The 16151-nt window shown below is 66.9% G+C and carries 16 protein-coding genes; 8 read left to right on the forward strand and 8 right to left on the reverse strand.

Annotated features, from left to right (window positions below):
- Nucleotides 1-7 precede the first annotated feature (7 nt).
- Nucleotides 8-730 carry a DUF4191 domain-containing protein gene (locus AD72_RS23595; protein ID WP_031468753.1) on the forward strand — a complete coding sequence of 241 codons (723 nt, stop codon included), beginning with the start codon at nt 8-10 and terminating at the stop codon, nt 728-730.
- A gap of 12 nt (nt 731-742) precedes the next feature.
- Here AD72_RS23595 and AD72_RS23600 read toward each other — a convergent pair whose 3' ends face one another.
- Entirely contained in the window at nt 743-1237 is a 495-nt protein-coding gene (locus AD72_RS23600; RefSeq protein ID WP_031468754.1) for an RDD family protein, read from the reverse strand.
- A gap of 135 nt (nt 1238-1372) precedes the next feature.
- On the opposite strand from AD72_RS23600, the gene glnA reads away from it, so the two are divergent.
- From glnA to AD72_RS23625, 5 genes are all read left to right on the forward strand, one after another.
- Entirely contained in the window at nt 1373-2815 is a 1443-nt protein-coding gene (gene glnA / locus AD72_RS23605) for a type I glutamate--ammonia ligase (RefSeq protein ID WP_031468755.1), read from the forward strand.
- Between the two features lie 337 nt (nt 2816-3152).
- Nucleotides 3153-3467, forward strand: coding sequence for a hypothetical protein (locus tag AD72_RS23610; protein WP_156365346.1), 315 nt, complete (start codon nt 3153-3155; stop codon nt 3465-3467).
- Nucleotides 3468-3470: 3 nt separating this feature from the next.
- Nucleotides 3471-4073: a DUF3558 domain-containing protein gene (locus AD72_RS35895; protein ID WP_082469119.1), complete on the forward strand. Its 603-nt coding sequence runs from the start codon at nt 3471-3473 to the stop codon at nt 4071-4073.
- 49 nt (nt 4074-4122) lie between these two features.
- Nucleotides 4123-5553 (forward strand): WXG100 family type VII secretion target, encoded by a 1431-nt coding sequence (locus AD72_RS38065; protein ID WP_156365347.1) that lies wholly within the window; start codon nt 4123-4125, stop codon nt 5551-5553.
- Nucleotides 5550-6320, forward strand: coding sequence for an ESX secretion-associated protein EspG (locus tag AD72_RS23625; RefSeq protein WP_031468757.1), 771 nt, complete (start codon nt 5550-5552; stop codon nt 6318-6320). Before AD72_RS38065 ends, AD72_RS23625 begins: the two co-directional genes overlap by 4 nt.
- 228 nt (nt 6321-6548) lie before the next feature.
- On the opposite strand, the gene AD72_RS23630 is transcribed toward AD72_RS23625, so the two are convergent.
- Complete coding sequence (locus AD72_RS23630) at nt 6549-7952, reverse strand: chloride channel protein (RefSeq protein WP_082469121.1); 1404 nt, start codon at nt 7950-7952, stop codon at nt 6549-6551.
- A gap of 18 nt (nt 7953-7970) precedes the next feature.
- On the opposite strand from AD72_RS23630, the gene AD72_RS23635 reads away from it, so the two are divergent.
- A complete protein-coding gene (locus tag AD72_RS23635; RefSeq protein WP_031468759.1) occupies nt 7971-8276 on the forward strand; it encodes a bacteriocin fulvocin C-related protein in 306 nt (101 codons plus the stop codon).
- Between the two features lie 8 nt (nt 8277-8284).
- Here the strand turns inward: AD72_RS23635 and AD72_RS23640 are convergent, their stop codons facing one another.
- Genes AD72_RS23640 through AD72_RS23650 form a run of 3 tightly spaced genes read right to left on the reverse strand, consistent with a single transcriptional unit; the run spans nt 8285 to nt 10095 of the window.
- Entirely contained in the window at nt 8285-8899 is a 615-nt protein-coding gene (locus tag AD72_RS23640; RefSeq protein ID WP_031468760.1) for an AAA family ATPase, read from the reverse strand.
- Nucleotide 8900: 1 nt separating this feature from the next.
- Nucleotides 8901-9458 carry a sugar O-acetyltransferase gene (locus AD72_RS23645; protein ID WP_031468761.1) on the reverse strand — a complete coding sequence of 186 codons (558 nt, stop codon included), beginning with the start codon at nt 9456-9458 and terminating at the stop codon, nt 8901-8903.
- Nucleotides 9451-10095 (reverse strand): TetR/AcrR family transcriptional regulator, encoded by a 645-nt coding sequence (locus AD72_RS23650; protein WP_031468762.1) that lies wholly within the window; start codon nt 10093-10095, stop codon nt 9451-9453. The genes AD72_RS23645 and AD72_RS23650 overlap by 8 nt, the downstream gene beginning before the upstream one ends.
- Nucleotides 10096-10146: 51 nt before the next feature.
- Here AD72_RS23650 and AD72_RS23655 point away from each other — a divergent pair, with 51 nt between their 5' ends.
- Nucleotides 10147-10953, forward strand: coding sequence for an oxygenase MpaB family protein (locus AD72_RS23655; RefSeq protein ID WP_031468763.1), 807 nt, complete (start codon nt 10147-10149; stop codon nt 10951-10953).
- A gap of 3 nt (nt 10954-10956) precedes the next feature.
- On the opposite strand, the gene AD72_RS23660 is transcribed toward AD72_RS23655, so the two are convergent.
- Genes AD72_RS23660 through AD72_RS23670 form a run of 3 tightly spaced genes read right to left on the reverse strand, consistent with a single transcriptional unit; the run spans nt 10957 to nt 15881 of the window.
- Nucleotides 10957-13908 (reverse strand): bifunctional [glutamine synthetase] adenylyltransferase/[glutamine synthetase]-adenylyl-L-tyrosine phosphorylase, encoded by a 2952-nt coding sequence (locus AD72_RS23660; RefSeq protein WP_031468764.1) that lies wholly within the window; start codon nt 13906-13908, stop codon nt 10957-10959.
- Nucleotides 13909-13930: 22 nt separating this feature from the next.
- A complete protein-coding gene (locus AD72_RS23665; RefSeq protein WP_037347139.1) occupies nt 13931-15091 on the reverse strand; it encodes an inorganic phosphate transporter in 1161 nt (386 codons plus the stop codon).
- Between the two features lie 40 nt (nt 15092-15131).
- Nucleotides 15132-15881 carry a type 1 glutamine amidotransferase gene (locus AD72_RS23670; protein ID WP_031468766.1) on the reverse strand — a complete coding sequence of 250 codons (750 nt, stop codon included), beginning with the start codon at nt 15879-15881 and terminating at the stop codon, nt 15132-15134.
- Between the last annotated feature and the right edge of the window lie 270 nt (nt 15882-16151).

Genomic DNA, 16151 nt, shown 5'->3' on the forward strand with positions numbered 1-16151 from the left:
GGTAGGCATGGCTGGCAAGGAGAAAGCCTCGGCGCAGGAAAAGCAGGCGCAGCGTGCCGAACGCAAGCAGAAGCGCGGACAGTTCTTCGAAGCGTTCAAGATGCAGCTTCGCGAGGACAAGGGCCTCATCCCGTGGCTGCTCGGCACCTTCATCGTCATCGCCGCCGTGGTGTTCGCCATCGGCTGGCTCATCGGGCAGCCATGGATTCTGCTCCCGCTCGGCGTGGTGCTCGGTGTGCTCGGCGCGGTGATCGTGTTCGGGCGGCGGGTGCAGCGCAACGTCTACGCGAAGGCGGACGGGCAGCCGGGGGCCGCCGCCTGGGCGCTCGACCAGCTGCGCGGTGGCTGGCGGGTCAAGCAGGCGGTCGCGGGCACCACCCAGCTCGACGCGCTGCACCGGGTGGTCGGCAGGCCGGGGGTGATCCTCGTGGCGGAGGGCGCCCCGCATCGGGTCAAGTCGCTGATCTCCCAGGAGAAGAAGCGCATCTCCCGGGTCATCGGGCAGACCCCGATCTACGAGGTCATCATCGGGGACGAGGAAGGCCAGGTGAAGCTGTCCAAGCTGCAGCGCCACCTCATGCGGCTGCCCAGGAACATCACCACCAACCAGGTGGACGAGATCGAGAAGCGGGTCACCGCGCTCGGCACCAAGGGCGCGGCCATGCCCAAGGGACCGACCCCGCAGGGCGCCAAGATGCGCAACGTGCAGCGCACCATCCGCCGCCGCTGAGCAGCCGGGTGCTCAGCGCGCGTTGAGCACCATCGTGCCCGAGGCCCGGTCGTGCAGGCCGCGGTTGTCACTGTTCCAGACGCAGGCCGGGATGATCGGCGCGATGAGCAGGGTGCGCAGCGCCGCCCTCGGCACTCCGACCATCTGGGTCCCGTCCATGCGGACCACGCGCAGCCCGAGCAGTGCCATGCCCGGGGTGAACCCGAAGAAACCGTGCCCGATCACGGTGATCACGTACCAGATCCCGACACTGATGTAATTCTGCTGCAGCATCGCCGGGGTGTCCGTCGGGTTCGCCCGCAGGAACAGCGCACCGATCAGTCCGGCGATCACCAGGTCGACGAGCAGCCCGCCGAGCTTGCGCCCCATCGAGGCCACCGAGCCCTTGCCCGATTCCGGCAGGTCGAGGCGTTCCCCTGGGTAGGCCTGCCGGTCACCCTGATCGGCCGTGGGCGGCCCGGACAGCCACGACCCCGTCCACCTGCTCGAACGCTGCGTATCGTTCACACAGCGAGGATAGCCTCGCCCATTCGTGCGCACGGTATCGCGCTCGTCACGAACGGAGCGGTTAACGTGAGCGAAACCTGCGGGTGATGGTCGAGCAACACCTCGAACATAGATTCGCCGGAGACTGCAACCACGATGAAGGAGCAGGTGACGGTGTTCCAAACTACCGACGAGGTACTCAAGTTCATCTCTGACGAAGGGGTGAAGTTCGTCGACGTTCGGTTCTGCGACCTGCCGGGCGTCATGCAGCACTTCACGGTGCCCGCGAAGGCGTTCGACGCGGACGCGATCGCCGAAGGGCTGGCATTCGACGGCTCCTCCGTGCGCGGCTTCCAGTCCATCCACGAGTCCGACATGCTGCTGCTGCCGGACCTCACGACCGCGCGCGTCGACCCGTACCGCACCGAGAAGACGCTCAACGTCAACTTCTTCGTGCACGACCCGTTCACCCGCGAGCCCTACAGCCGGGACCCGCGCAACATCGCGCGCAAGGCCGAGCAGTACATCACCGAATCCGGCATCGCCGACACCGTCTTCTTCGGCCCCGAGGCGGAGTTCTACCTGTTCGACTCCATCCGCTTCGACTCCGCCGAGAACGCCTCCTTCCACGAGATCGACTCCATCGAGGCCTGGTGGAACACCGGCGCCGATGAAGAGGGCGGCAACAAGGGATACAAGACCCGGTTCAAGGGCGGCTACTTCCCCGTCCCGCCCCAGGACCACTTCGGCGACCTGCGTGACCGCATCTGCCTGCAGCTCGAGAGCGTCGGCTTCACCATGGAGCGCGCCCACCACGAGGTCGGCACCGCGGGACAGACCGAGATCAACTACAAGTTCAACACCCTGCTGCACGCAGCCGACGACCTGCAGCTGTTCAAATACATCGTCAAGAACACCGCACACCAGGCCGGGCGTACCGCGACCTTCATGCCCAAGCCGCTCTACGGCGACAACGGCTCCGGCATGCACTGCCACCAGTCACTGTGGAAAGACGGACAGCCGCTGTTCCACGACGAGTCCGGCTACGCGGGCCTTTCCGATTCGGCGCGGCACTACATCGGCGGCATCCTGCACCACGCGCCCTCGCTGCTCGCCTTCACCAACCCCACGGTGAACTCCTACCACCGCCTGGTGCCCGGATACGAGGCCCCGGTCTCGCTCGTCTACTCCCAGCGCAACCGGTCCGCCTGCGTGCGTATCCCGATCACCGGAGACAACCCCAAGGCCAAGCGCATCGAGTTCCGCTGCCCCGACGCATCCGGGAACCCGTACCTCGCCTTCTCCGCCATGATGATGGCCGGGCTCGACGGCATCAAGAACAAGATCGAGCCGCCCGCGCCCATCGACAAGGACCTCTACGAACTGCCGCCCGAAGAGGCCCGCGACGTCCAGCAGGTGCCCGCCGACCTCGGATCCGTACTCGACGCGCTCGAGGCCGACCACGACTACCTGCTCGAAGGCGGCGTATTCACCCCGGACGTCATCGAAACCTGGATCGCGTTCAAGCGCGAGCACGAGATCGACCCACTGCGGCTGCGCCCGCACCCCTACGAGTTCGCGCTCTACTACGACGTCTGAGTTCCGGCTCGACCCGAAGCGGCGGTTGACCTTCCCCGGTCGGCCGCCGCTTTACTGTCCCTCGCCCCGCGGAACGCCCCGCTAGTGCCCACCGTGGACGATCGTATGAGCGCGCTCAGCCCAGGGCACCTCCGTCCTGCACTTGAGTTCGCATAACACACATAACCGACTCTCGACTCGTTCGGTCACCGGGGAACCATCGCCTCCACTCGCGCGTCCGAGTACTGAAGCGAGAGACTTGTCGGAACCGGTACTACGCCGGTGATAGGTCGGCTACACTCGCAAAACGCAAGGCGTAAGTGGTCGGCCGAGGGAGGGAACCCCGATGTCCGGGAGCATGGAGTACGACAGCGCCGCGATGCGTAACGCGCTTTCAACCTTGCGCGACTCATGGGGAGCCCTGAACGACATGCGACAATCCGTTGACGCGCTTCACGACGTTGTTCAACCAGGCCGCTCGGAGTACACCACCCAATTCCACAAGAGCCTCATCCACACGAATCAGGCGTTTGTCGCCAATCATCGCGCTCGTCGCCAGGAAATAGCCGAAGCTCTGAACGAACTTATCGCCATTGACAAAGCTTACAACAACGCAGAGTTGGTAAACGAGCTCGACTTAAAGACCGTTACGATCGAAAAATCCAAGGAATAGGCTGTGTCGACGAAGTGGATAAAGGGCGCTTTAGCCCTAGCGCTTACTGGTGTTGTCGCCGGATGCGGAGGTCCCGTCGATGGTAAACCGACCACGGGAGGTCCGTCCTCCGATTCGGCAACACCAGACGATCTACACGGTGCCCCGAACATAGCCAACCCATTGAAAGTTGATAAGTTCATCAAGCACCCATGTGCTGTGATATCTGATCAGCAGAAGGAATCATTAACTTCTTCAATTCAACTTCCATCCACGGGCAAAGAAAGCGCCATCGAGGGCTTGTCAAATGATTGTCAATGGAGTGGCGGTGGGAATAATGCTACGGTCGGTTTACAGTTCCTGCAAGGCGGTGGCGGACTTTCCTATATTTACGCTCAACGCAAGGAGCTTCCGGTATTTGAAGAACGCCCACCCATCGAGGGCTATCCCGTGCTACACGAAGCGCAGAACAAAGAACTACCTGGAGACTGCCGACTGGTAGTCGGTGTATCCAACCACCAGGCCATAGTTGCAAGCTACACGGGCGGCACCGGTGACGTTGAACCGTGCGATGCGGCAACAAAGCTGGCAACAGCGGCGGTGCAGACATTGAAGGCGGCGAGCTAATCGTGTTCGGTACAGATGCGAGCGGGAGGTAGCAATGGGGCTCGGGTCAATGCTGTCCGATGTCGGCAAGGGGATAGCCCACGGGGTTGAGGCTGTTGGCGATGCGATCGGAGACGCCGGAAAGGCAGTCGTCCACGGGCTGGAAGAGGGCGCCAAGGACGTTGCCGACTACTTCAAGCTGCATATGTTCGGCGGCAAAGTCGGTGGTGTCGACCCTTACGAGATCTGGGAATACTTCCACGGCGGCCCGGGAACACAGTCCTACGCTGCCGCTCAACATGTGTACGGTAAGGCCGGGAACTCGTACGGCGGGATATCTCAAGACATCAACAAAGCGAAGCAACAACTCGCCTCGGGTTGGCACGGAGAGGCCGCGGATCGCGCTCGCGCGGCAATGGGGCGCGTGCAGAACAACTTCGATGAGGTCGGCAAATTCTCCGGGAAAGCGTCCGGGCAAATTGGCGACCAGGTCGGCAGTTTCAATGACGCAAAAGGCAAAGTCCAGAAAGTCCCGCAGAACCCGCCGCCCGGTGGCGGAATTGCCTCGATGACACCGGCCGGCATGATCACTGGTATTCCGGCGGACATAAATGCCGCTCAATATCAGGATCAGGCGAAAGCCAACCAGCATGCCTACCAAGGTTATGGCGGGGCGACGAGCCCGCAGGGAGCAGCACTCCCGAACAACCAGATCCAGGCGCTGCCACCCGGAAGCGACCCATCAGTAGATCACCAGAGGACCAGCGGCGGGCAGACCTCGACCTACAACTTCTCCGGTGGCTCCGGTGGGGTGATTCTCGGCAGCGGCCCCTCCTCGAGTGGCAGGAATCGCTCAGCCCCGCCGGTGGGAGCTCCCGGTGGAACTTCGGCACAGAGTGTGGAGGCTCCGCCGTCGAATGGCCCGGTGAACGTGCCTCCGCCGAGCAACGGCCCCGTTCCTGGTCCTGGTCGTGGACCGTTGGCTCCTGGACCGATCGGTGGTGCTGATCCGCGTCTCCCAGGTGGTGGCGGGGAATCGTTCTCACCCTCTCCGGGTGGGACCGGCGGCGCACGAGGTGGCGGGGTGCCGCCGTTCGCGCCCGTCACGGATGGCGCTGGCGGGCGGGGTGGATCGACGTTGCGCGGCACACCGAAACCGGGCACGTTCCGCGGCGGCAGCTTGAAGGAGCCCGAATCCGGCAGCGGTAGCGGCGGCAAGGGTTCGGGAACGACTGAACGAACCCAGCCGGGTGGCCGCACCGCGGCGAAGGCGCTCGGCGCCGAACCGGAGGGCACGGCCGTTGGGAAAGGCGCGGGCGCCGCGGGCAAGGGCGGTTCCTCGGGCGCCGTTCCCCCTGGCGGACGTGGCGGTAAGAAGAAGGACGACGAAGAGCACGAGACTCCCTCGTACCTGATCCACGAGGAACACGGCAACCAGATCGTCGGCGACCTGGATCCGACCGCGCCACCGGTTATCGGCGACACGGCGACGGATCAATGAGCCGACTCCGGTTCCCGCTGCACCTGTCCCGTGAGGTGTTCGCCTGGTCTTGGGATGTCTCGGACAACGTGGGAGAGCTGCCTGCACCGTTGTTCACCCTGTACAAGGGCACGACCAGCGAAGAGGCCGTGGGTTCTGCTGTTCAGGCGTACCAGGAGCTGTTCGGCGGCGGCGAGTTCGATGAAGAGTTCGCGAACGAGCTGGAGCAGGTCTATCAGGCGCTCTCGGGACCGCCGTTGGAGTACTACGGCTACGTGGCGCGCGACGATGGAACCACGTTCAACGTGTTCGTCGCCTGCCACGACCGGTACGCCTATCTCGCGGTTCTCGACGGAGACGTGGTGATGATCAACCAGGTTTCCCCGGACTACGCCGCCGAGGCCCTGGTTTCGGTGTTGCCGGAGTACCCGACCGGGGCGTTCCGCTCGGCGAGCGCGCCCGTCAGCGAGGTCGTCGGCCAGGAGTCCAGGAAAACCGGGGGCGTCATGGTGTCCGCCGTGGCCAGCCGCAGCGGCGACGCCGGCCTGCTGGCCCGGCTGCTGGACAGCAACCCTCTCGGCAAGGGGCAACTGTACGTCGCCATGCGGAACAAGCACGGACGCCGACAGGCCAGCGAGCAGTTGACCAACTACATCGACCACGCCGAGTACGGGCGTGTCGTGTTCTACAAGAGCGGACCAGCAGGTTCCGAGTACGTCACGGCACGCTCCGGACGTCCGGACATCCTGGCGGCGCGGCTGTACGAGGTACGGGACGGCCTCCGGTAACCGGAGCGCACTGGCACACCCCGTAACAGCGCGCGCCGACTGCCTCACCCTAACGAGTAACGCAGCAACCAGAGGCATCGATTTCCCTGGTGGGAGCCGTAAGGGAGTGCACTTCCAGAGGCCCCCTTTGCCGCGGGAGCGAGTGACCTTCCTTCCGAGGTACCGGTTGCCCGCGGGTGTACGTTCCTGCTTCAGCGCGGGCAACCGGGTCCCGCAGCCGGTAATCCGTCACCCCGAAGCGGCGTTCGACCTGGCGGTGGCCAGGCGCTCGCACAGGTGACCGGTCGCGGCGGCTCCTGCCACGGCGAGCAGGATGGGCACGAGCAGCTGGTGCGGCGCGTTGGTGAACTCGACGATGAGCACGACGGCGGTGATGGGCATCCGCTGGGATGTGGCCAGGAATGCGGTGGCGCCGACGATGGCGCAGGACGCGATGGACAGGCCGGGCCACATGGCTGCCCAGATCCCGCCGAGCACGACGCCCATGAGCGCGCCGTTCGCCAGTGATGGCGTGAGCAGTCCGCCTTCGGCTCCGCCGCGCAGGCACAGGGCGACGATGACGATGCGGAACACCAGCAGTCCGACGGCGATCCCGAGGACGGGCTGGCTGTCGAAGGCGAGCTGTGCCGGTCCTTTGCCGTTGCCGAGCAGCTGTGGGAAGGCGATGGACAGGGCACCGGCGATGACGAAGGCGAGCGGCGCGAGCAGCATGATGAGTCTGCCGTGTGGTGCGCCTTTCCGCGCCCGCGCGGCCAGCTTGGCGAATCCGTAGGCGACCACGCCGGTGATCGGGCCGATGATGACCGACCAGATGGCCAGCGAGGTGCCGACGGTCAGGTCGGGCAGGTGGTACTGCGGGGCGTCGGGGAGCCCGATCCAGGAGATCACGGTGGCGAGCACCGAGGTGACGACCGCGGGCAGCACGGCGCGCACGGACCAGGTGCCGAGCAACACCTCGAGGGTGAACACGGCCCCGCCGACGGGCACGTTGTAGACGGCGGCGAGCCCGGCGCCCGCACCACAGGCGACGAGGATCTGGCACTCCCGGATGGTCAGCCGGGCCCTGCGGGTGAGCCAGCCGGCGAACATCGCCCCGATCTCGCGTGGCGCCACCTCCCTGCCGAGTGGCGAGCCGAGCGCGACGGTCACGATCTGCAGCAGCGCATGGCAGGCGGTGGTGAGCATGGGCATGCGCGGGTCCTCGCTGCGCACGGCCTTGGCGATGCTGACCAGCTGACGACCGAACCGGTACACGGCCCACCAGCCGAACCCCGCGATGAGCCCGGCGATCGCCATCACGATGAGCCTGCGCGGCCAGGCTGCCGAGGTCACCCCGGCGGTGAAGGAACCGTCCGCGTAGCCGTAGGCCAAGTGCTGCAGGGCGTGCAGCAGCAGGGCGAGACAGGTCCCGCCCACGCCCGCGCCGAGGCCGACGAGTACCGTGACGACGGCGAGCCGGACGAGCCCCGAGCTCTGCTGTTCTCCCCTGCTCACGCTGGGCATTCTGCCACCGGCGAGCCAGGGGAACCGGAAGCCGAACCGTCCAGGGGTGTCGGGATTCTGCCTGGTCAGCTCCGGGATCCGGAACCAGTGCGCGCCGTGTCCGGCGATCACAGTGACCGGAATCGCCACCGCGATTACGCTGCCCCCATGGAACAGCCACCTCGAAGCTATGACGAGTTCACGGCAGGCTCGCTGGAGCAGCGGCGGCAGTGGTACGGCAGCCTCGCCGAGCACGAGCAGGACGCACTGTGGATGGAACAGTTCCGGCGCTACCGCGAGGCGCACGCGCACGAACTGTCCACCCAGCAGGAACAGATCATCGAGTCGGCGATGCACCTCTTCCACGGCATCAAGGATCCGGTGGCGATCCGCGAACTCGGCGAGCAGGCCCGCGACGCGTTCGGCTTCGACGAGGCGCGCAGGCTGTTCGCCACGCTCGGCCCCGAGGAATGATCGCGGCCTCAGCCCAACCGGATGTGCCGGATCCCGGTCTTGGCGCGCTCGACCAGGTTTCGGAATGACCCGCTCGCGGGCAGCAGGGTTCGCCCGATCCCTGCGGCGATCCGGTCCGCGACCTGCGGGATCGGCAGCTCATCGGTGTACAGGTGTTCGGCGAAACGCTTGTCCGCCAAGGCATTCAGGCAACGGTCGACCTGGGAAAGCGCCCAGGAATCGGCGCGTAGCAGTGGTGTACCACGCGAGCGCAGCCTGCGCCGCACCGTTTCCGGACGGGCCAGCAGCGCGAAATGCCGGACGTCGTGCCCTTCGGCGCGCAGTTTTCCGATGATCTCCTCGAAGTAGTCCCCGACCACGAGTGTCATGGGCACGATGATGACCTGATCGGTTTCCGCATGCGCGCGCAGCAGATGATCGAGCACTTCCCGGACTCCGGTGCGCCAGGCGGGAAATTCCTGGAAATCCCGCCGCATTCCGCGCGGCAGCATGCGATGGATGCCGAAGCCGATGAGTTCGGGATCGCTGACGATACTTCCGGGCAGCCGCCGATGCAGCTCGAACGCGGTCTGGGTCTTCCCGCCGCCGAACGGGCCGTTGATCCATACGAGAACCGGTGCCATCCTAGAGCTCCCGGATGACCCGCGCCGGATTTCCCGCGGCGAACACCGCATCGGGAATGTCTTTGGTGACAACGCTTCCCGCGCCGATCACGGTGTTCGAACCGATGCTCACCCCGGGGCAGACGATCGCCCCGGCGCCGAACCAGGCATTGTCCCCGATGCTGATCGGAGCCGTTGTCTCCCAACGATTCCGGCGCATCTCGTGATCGGTCATCGGATGCAGCGCGGTCACCAGCTGGGTGCGCGGGCCGATCGAACAGTCGTCGCCGATGGTGATCGGCGCACCGTCCATCAGAATGCAGTCGTAGTTGAGAAAACTGTTGCGCCCCATGGTGATCAGCGATCCGTAGTCACACTGGAAGCGCGGCATGATCCAGGAACCCTCACCGAGCCCGCCGAGCAGTTTGCGCAGGATCGCCTCGCGTTCGCTCTCCTGGCCCGCGCGGGTCATGTTGAACTCGTCGAGCAGTTCCTGGCACCGTCTGCGTCCGGCGACGAGTTCGGGATCCTTGTCCTGATACAGCTCGCCGCGCAGCATCCGTTCCTTGTTCTCACCCATGACCCGACGATAGCCGCAGGAACAACTCGGTGCAGTGCGCCACGAGCTCGGCGCGGTTCAACTCCAGTCCGCCCTCCAGCCAGGCGGTCAGCACCTGCGCGAACCCGCCGACCGCGAACTCGGCCTCGACATTCAGCGCCGTCTCGGCCGGTCCGGCGTTCTCCTGTTCACCGTAGTGTTGGCGGGCCTGCTGACCGAGCAGTCCGGCGAACAACCGGGCGGATTCGCCGCGCCGCACCGCGAAGGATTCCCCGGCCAGCGCGGTGGAGAACAGCAGGCGGCCCAGCCGCGGGTCGTCCCCGATCAGTCCGATGATCCGGCCGACCCCCGCGCTGACCTTCGCCCGGGTTCCCGCCCCGGCCTCGGCGACCGCGGCCAGGGTCGATTCGGCGACCAGCTCGACAACGTGGTCGTAGACGGCCTGCTCGAGCGCGGAGCGATCGGTGAAGCTCTCGTAGAAATAGCGCGCGGCGAGCCCGGCCTGCTTGCACACCCCGCGCACGGTGAGCGCGTTCTCCCCGGTACCGAGCAGTTCGAGCCCGGCGTCGATGAACCGCTCCCGGCGCGCTGACCTGCGTTCGGAACCGCGTACGCCGCCATAGGTGCGCAACGGGGCCTGATCTTGACAGCTCGTCACGGGTATGAGTATATATCTGCATACGGTCGTTCGCAGATTGGCGGTTGCGAGATGCGCGAGCCGAAGAGACTGCTGGACACGGTGCACGGCGCCGCCCTGCTCGGGGCAACGGCGAACGTGATCATGCAGCTGGCGATGCTTCCGGTCGGGCACGGGGTCGCGGAAAGCCGGGTGGAGAGCGGGCAGCTGTTCCGGCACCCGATCAAACGGCTGCGCACCACGCTGACCTACCTCGCGGTGGCGATCTCCGGTACCGAGAAGGAGCGGCAGCTCTACCGGGAGGCCACCAATGCCTCGCATCGCGATGTGCACTCCCGCCCCGGCGATCCGGTGCGCTACAACGCCTTCGACCGGGAGCTACAGCTCTGGGTCGCCGCCTGCCTGTACAAGGGTGTGGAGGACACCTTCCGCTTCCTGAACAAGGGTGCGCAGGTTCCCGAACACATCTACCAGGAGGCCGCCACACTCGGCACCACCCTGCAGGTGCCCGCCGAGATGTGGCCCGCCGATCGGGAGGAGTTCGAGAAGTACTGGCAGGACGGGATGTCCCGGATCGAGATCGACGAACTCGTGCAGGAATACCTGTACAAGCTGATCATGTTCGAGTTCATGCCGAAACCGTTCGGGAAAATGCTCGGCAATTTCAACAGGTTCGTCACGACGGGCTTTCTTCCCGAGCCGTTCCGCGAGCAGCTGGGCCTGCCGTGGAACGCACGCAAACAGCAGCAATTCGAACGACTGATCGGCCTGATCGGCACTCTCACCCGGCCGCTTCCGCCGATCCTGCGCCGGTTCCCGTTCAACGGCTATCTGTGGGACATGCGAGTGCGGATCCTGTTGCGGCGCAAGCTTGTTTGAGTTTCACGCGTCGTAGAAAAGCCGCTCGAAAACCTCGCGGGCGTGCCGCGCCGTCCGTTTGTAGTGATCCAGGAATTCACCGGGATCGTCGAAATTCTCGAAACCGCACACACTGGCGACCGCGGTCAGTTCCCGTCCGGCGCGGGGCAACTGATCGCTTTGCTTGCCCCGCACGAGCATGGTGGCGTTGCGCGCTTTGGTGGCGAGCAGCCACGCCTCGAGCAGCGCCTCGGCATCGGGTTCCTCGATGAGCCCGGCGCCCTGGGCCGCGCGCAGTGCCTCGATCGTCGAGGGCGTGCGCAGTTCCGGCACCTGTCCGGCGTGCTCGAGCTGGAGCAGCTGCACCAGCCATTCCACATCGGCGAGTCCGCCCTTGCCGAGCTTGGTGTTGGTGGACGGATCGGTGCCGCGCGGCAGGCGTTCGTTCTCCACCCGCGCCTTCATCCGCCGGATCTCGGTGGCCCGCGCGGTACCGATGCCGTCTTCCGGATACCGGTACCGGTCGGCGATCGCGAGGAATTCCGCGCCGAGTTCCTCATCCCCCGCGATCGGCCGGGCGCGCAGCAGGGCCTGGAATTCCCATGTGTCCGCCCATTTCTCGTAGTAGCCGCGATACCCGGAGAGGGTGCGCACGAGCGGGCCCGCCTTGCCCTCCGGGCGCAGATCGGCGTCCACCTGCAGCGGTGGGTCCTGCGAGGGGGAACCGAGCAGCCTGCGCACGGTTTCGGCGACCCGCGAGGCGTACTTGACCGCGTCCCGGTCCTCGACGCCCTCCAGCGGACGGCACACGAACAGCACATCGGCATCCGAGCCGTAGCCCAGTTCCCGGCCGCCGATCCGCCCCATGCCGATCACCGCGATCGTGGCTTTCCTGCCGTCCGCGGCGACCGACTCCGCACGGTCGACCGTGTAGAGCACGGCCTGCAGCACCGCGGTCCACACGGTGGACAGCGCCGCGCACACGGTCTCCGTCTCGATCATGCCGAGCAGATCGGCGCAGGCGATGCGCAGCAGCTCGTGGCGGCGCAGCGAACGGGCCGCGGAGACGGCGTTGGTGAGCAGCCCGTGCCGGGCGACCGCGCTGCGCATGGCCGCGGTGACCTCCTCGGGGGCCCGTGCGGCGAGTGCGCTGTCGTTCGCGAGCAGCCGCAGGGTCTCCGGGGCGCGCACCGCGAGGTCGGGGATGAGCTTCGCGGTGCCAAGCAGGTAGACGAACCGTTGCGCGACGGTGCCCTCGTCCCGCAGGAAGCGCAGGTACCAGGGGGTTTCGGCGAGCGCGTCGGAGACCTTGCGGTAGGCGAGCAGCCCGCCGTCCGGGTCCGGGGTGTCCGCGAACATTCCGAGCAGCGCGGGAAGCAGGGTGGACTGGATCGCGGAACGCCGGGAGACCCCGGAGGTGAGCGCGTTGATGTGCTGCAGCGCGCCATCCGGTGCGGCGAAGCCCAGTGCCGCGAGCCTGCGCACGGCCTGGTCGGTGGTCAGCCGCAGGTCCTCGGTCGGTACCCGGGAGACGGCATCGAGCAGCGGCCGGTAGAACAGCTTCTCGTGCAGCCTGCGTATCCGGGCCGCATGGGTGCGGAACTGGGCGAGCAGGCTGGCGGGCATGTCCTTGCCGCGTACCGGGGTGATGCGCGCGGAGCGGGCGAGCCAGCGCAGCCCCTCGAGGTCGTCCTCGGCCGGGAACACGTGCGTGCGGCGCATCTTCTCCAGCTGCAGCCGGTGCTCGAGCAGGCGCAGGAACGCATAGGACTCGGCGAGCTCGGCGGCATCGGTCCGGGCCACATAGCCCCCCGCACCGAGCGCGCGCAGCCCGTCCATCGTGGACTGCCTGCGGATGTGCTCGTCCGTGCGGCCGTGCACCAGCTCGAGCAGCTGCACGGCGAACTCCACATCCCGCAGCCCGCCCCTGCCGAGCTTGATCTCCCGTTCCCGGAAGTCCGGCCGGATGTGTTCCTCGACGCGGCGGCGCATGGACTGCACATCGGCCACGAAGTTCTCCCGGTCCGCGGCCTGCCAGACCATCGGGTACACCGCGTCCAGGTAGCGCCGGCCGAGTTCGGTGTCCCCGGCCACCGGCCGCGCCTTGAGCAGTGCCTGGAACTCCCAGGTGCGCGCCCATTTCTCGTAGTAGGCGATGTGCCCTTCGAGGCTGCGCACCAGCGCGCCCGCCTTGCCCTCGGGCCGCAGCGCGGCGTCCACCTCGAAGGCGGCCGCGCTCGCGATCCGGATCATGGCGCTGGCCAGTTTGGTCGCGCTGGGCAGATCGCCCTCACCGACGAAGACCACGTCCACATCGGAGACGTAGTTCAGTTCGCGTCCGCCGCATTTGCCCATGGCGATCACCGCGAGCGAGCACGGTTCGGTCTCGGTGTGCTCGGCGCGAGCCAGCTCAAGGGCGGTCCGCAGCACCGCCTCGGCGAGCCCGGTCAGCGCCGCCATGGTCTCTTCGAGGCTCGGGGTGCGCAGTTCGGGTTCCACCGTGCCTGCGAGGTCCTCGGCGGCGATCCCGGCGAGCAGGCCCCGGTAGCAGGTGCGCAGGGTGGCGATCGCGGCCGAGCCCGCCGTGTCCCGCAGCGCGTTCGCGAGCACCTCGTCCGGATCGGCCGGGTCCGCGGCGCGCAGCCAGGCGCACTGCTCCGGGTTGGCCACGAGATGGTCGCCGAGCGCGGTCGATGCCCCGAGCACCCCGAACAACCGGCCGCGGAAGCGGGCCGAATCGGTCAGCCATTCGGCGAGCTTCGGCCACTCCTGCCCCGCCGCGGTGCGCAGCCGGTCGAGGGTGCGCAGCGCGAGGTTGGGGTCCGCCGCACGGGCGAGCGCGGTGAGCACCGGGTGCGCCGAAGGCACCGGCCCAGTGTCATCCCACCATCCCGCGGCGCGCAGCTCGGTCTCCGAGCTCGCGTCGGTGAGCCCGAACCGCGCCGGCGAGGGAACCCCACGCCTGCGTTCGTTCATCACCGACCACACTACTGCGCCGCTACGCGGCCAGCGGCATGTCCTTGTCGTCCTTCTTCGACTTCGACTTCGACTTGGTGCGGGTCATGCTGTCCTTCGCGAAGGTGTCCGCGCCGACCTTGCTGCGCCTGGCGAGCACGAACAGCAGGATCGCGATCGCCAGCCCGACCAGGCCGACCGCGATGAACCCGCCGGTGCCCAGCTCGGCCACATAGCCGGCGAGCGCGCCGACGAGCGCCGCAGCGGGCAGCGTGATCGCCCAGGCCGCGACCATCCGGCCGACGATGCCCCAGCGCACCGCGCGCGCCCCGCGGGCGACCCCGGAGCCGACGATGCCGCCGGAAACCACGTGCGTGGTGGACAGCGCGAATCCGAGGTGCGCCGAAGCCAGGATCACCGCGGTGGAGCCGGTCTGCGCCACGAAGCCCTGCGGTGCCTCGATATCGGTGACATCGGTGCCCACCGTCTTGATGATCCGCCAGCCACCGAGATAGGTGCCGAGCGCGATCGCCGCACCCGCCGAGACGATCACCCAGGTGGGCGGCGCCGCACCGGTGGGAAGCGCGTTCATCGACACCAGCGTCAGCGTGATCACGCCCATCGTCTTCTGCGCGTCGTTGGTGCCGTGCGCGAGGGAGACAAGGGAGGCCGAGGCGATCTGGCCCCAGCGGTACCCACGGGTGCGCACATTCCCGCTCACCCCGCGGGTCATCCGGTACACCAGCGCGGTCCCGCACACCGTGGCGAGCCCCGCGACAATCGGAGCGGCGAGCGCGGGGAGCAGGATCTTCTCCACGATCGCGCCGAAGTGCACCGCCCCGGTGCCCGCCGCGACCCAGGCAGCCCCGATCAGCCCGCCGAACAGCGCGTGCGAGGAGCTCGAGGGCAGCCCGAAGTACCAGGTGACCAGGTTCCACAGGATCGCGCCGACGAGCGCACCGAACACCACGTTGGGGGTCACGACCCGTTCGGCCACGATCCCGGAGGAGATCGTGCGCGCCACCTCGACCGAGAGGAACGCACCGACGAGATTCAGTACCGCGGAAAGGCCCACCGCGAACTTCGGTCTGAGTGCCCCCGTCGCGATGGAGGTCGCCATGGCGTTCGCCGTGTCGTGAAAGCCATTGGTGAAATCGAAGGCGAGCGCCGTGATCACGACGATGATGATCAGCGAGTAGTCCATGCGGACCTCCGTCCGACTGTTATGGACTGTGCACGGAAAGTCATACCAGCGGAATCGATATCCGTGAAGAGGCGGGCTCGAGCTCGCCTGCGGCCAGTCGGACGAATCGGGCGGCGAACGGCCGCCAGGTCTCGGTCAGGTTTTCGTGGACCGTGGCAAGGTATTCCGGGTCCAGCGTGCCCTGCGGGGCCGCGGCCGCGCTCTCCGGAGCCTCCGCCGCCCAGTCGAGCACGATCCGCGGGGTGGTCTCGATGTGGAACTGGGTCGCGTACCCCGACTGCCCGACCCGGAACGCCTGGTTCGCACACTGTGGCGCCGAGGCGAGCAGCTGCGCCGAACCGGGGAGTGTGGTGATCTCGTCCCGGTGGAACTGGATCACGTCCGGGGTGAACGGCAGTTCCGCCCAGAGCGGGTCCTGATTCGCCGCATCCCGCTTCGCCACGAGCGAGGGGCCCGATTCCGCTCCGTCCGGCATCTCCCGGACACGACCACCGGTGGCCACCGCCAGCAGCTGGGCACCGAGACAGATCGCCAGCGTCGGCACCCGGTTCCCCACCGCCGAGGACAGGAGTGCGCGTACCTTCGCCAGCCACGGATACTGTTCATCGTCCAGCGCACCCATGGCGCCACCGAGCACGACCAGCCCGGTGAATCCTTCGAGATCCGCGGGAACCGGGTCCTCCGCGAAGGGTCGGCACACCGTCAGTTCTGCGCCGGCCTCGGTAAGCCAGTCGGCGAGCAGACCTGGTGGGTCCGTCGCGTCCGGCTGGACTATCAGCAACGGGGTCACGGAATAGCAGGGTAAGTCTTGACTGCAAGGACCCGTTCGGCGGCTGCCGATTTGGTGGGGAGGCGTTATCCGCGCGTCACCCGAGGTAGAGCTGCTCATCGACCTGTGGGTGACCGGAGACTACCGATGGTGTGTGTACCGCTCCCACGCCGCCCCGGTCACTGTGGCGCATTCGTCAGGGTTCGAGCAGTAAAAGGCTCGAATATAAAAAGACCCGGTTCAACGGATAAATCGTTGAACCGGGTCTTTTAAGTTGAGTTCGGCGGTGTC

Source organism: Sciscionella sediminilitoris (genome assembly GCF_000737195.2).
In the GTDB taxonomy this organism is placed as follows: Bacteria; Actinomycetota; Actinomycetes; order Mycobacteriales; family Pseudonocardiaceae; genus Sciscionella; species Sciscionella sediminilitoris.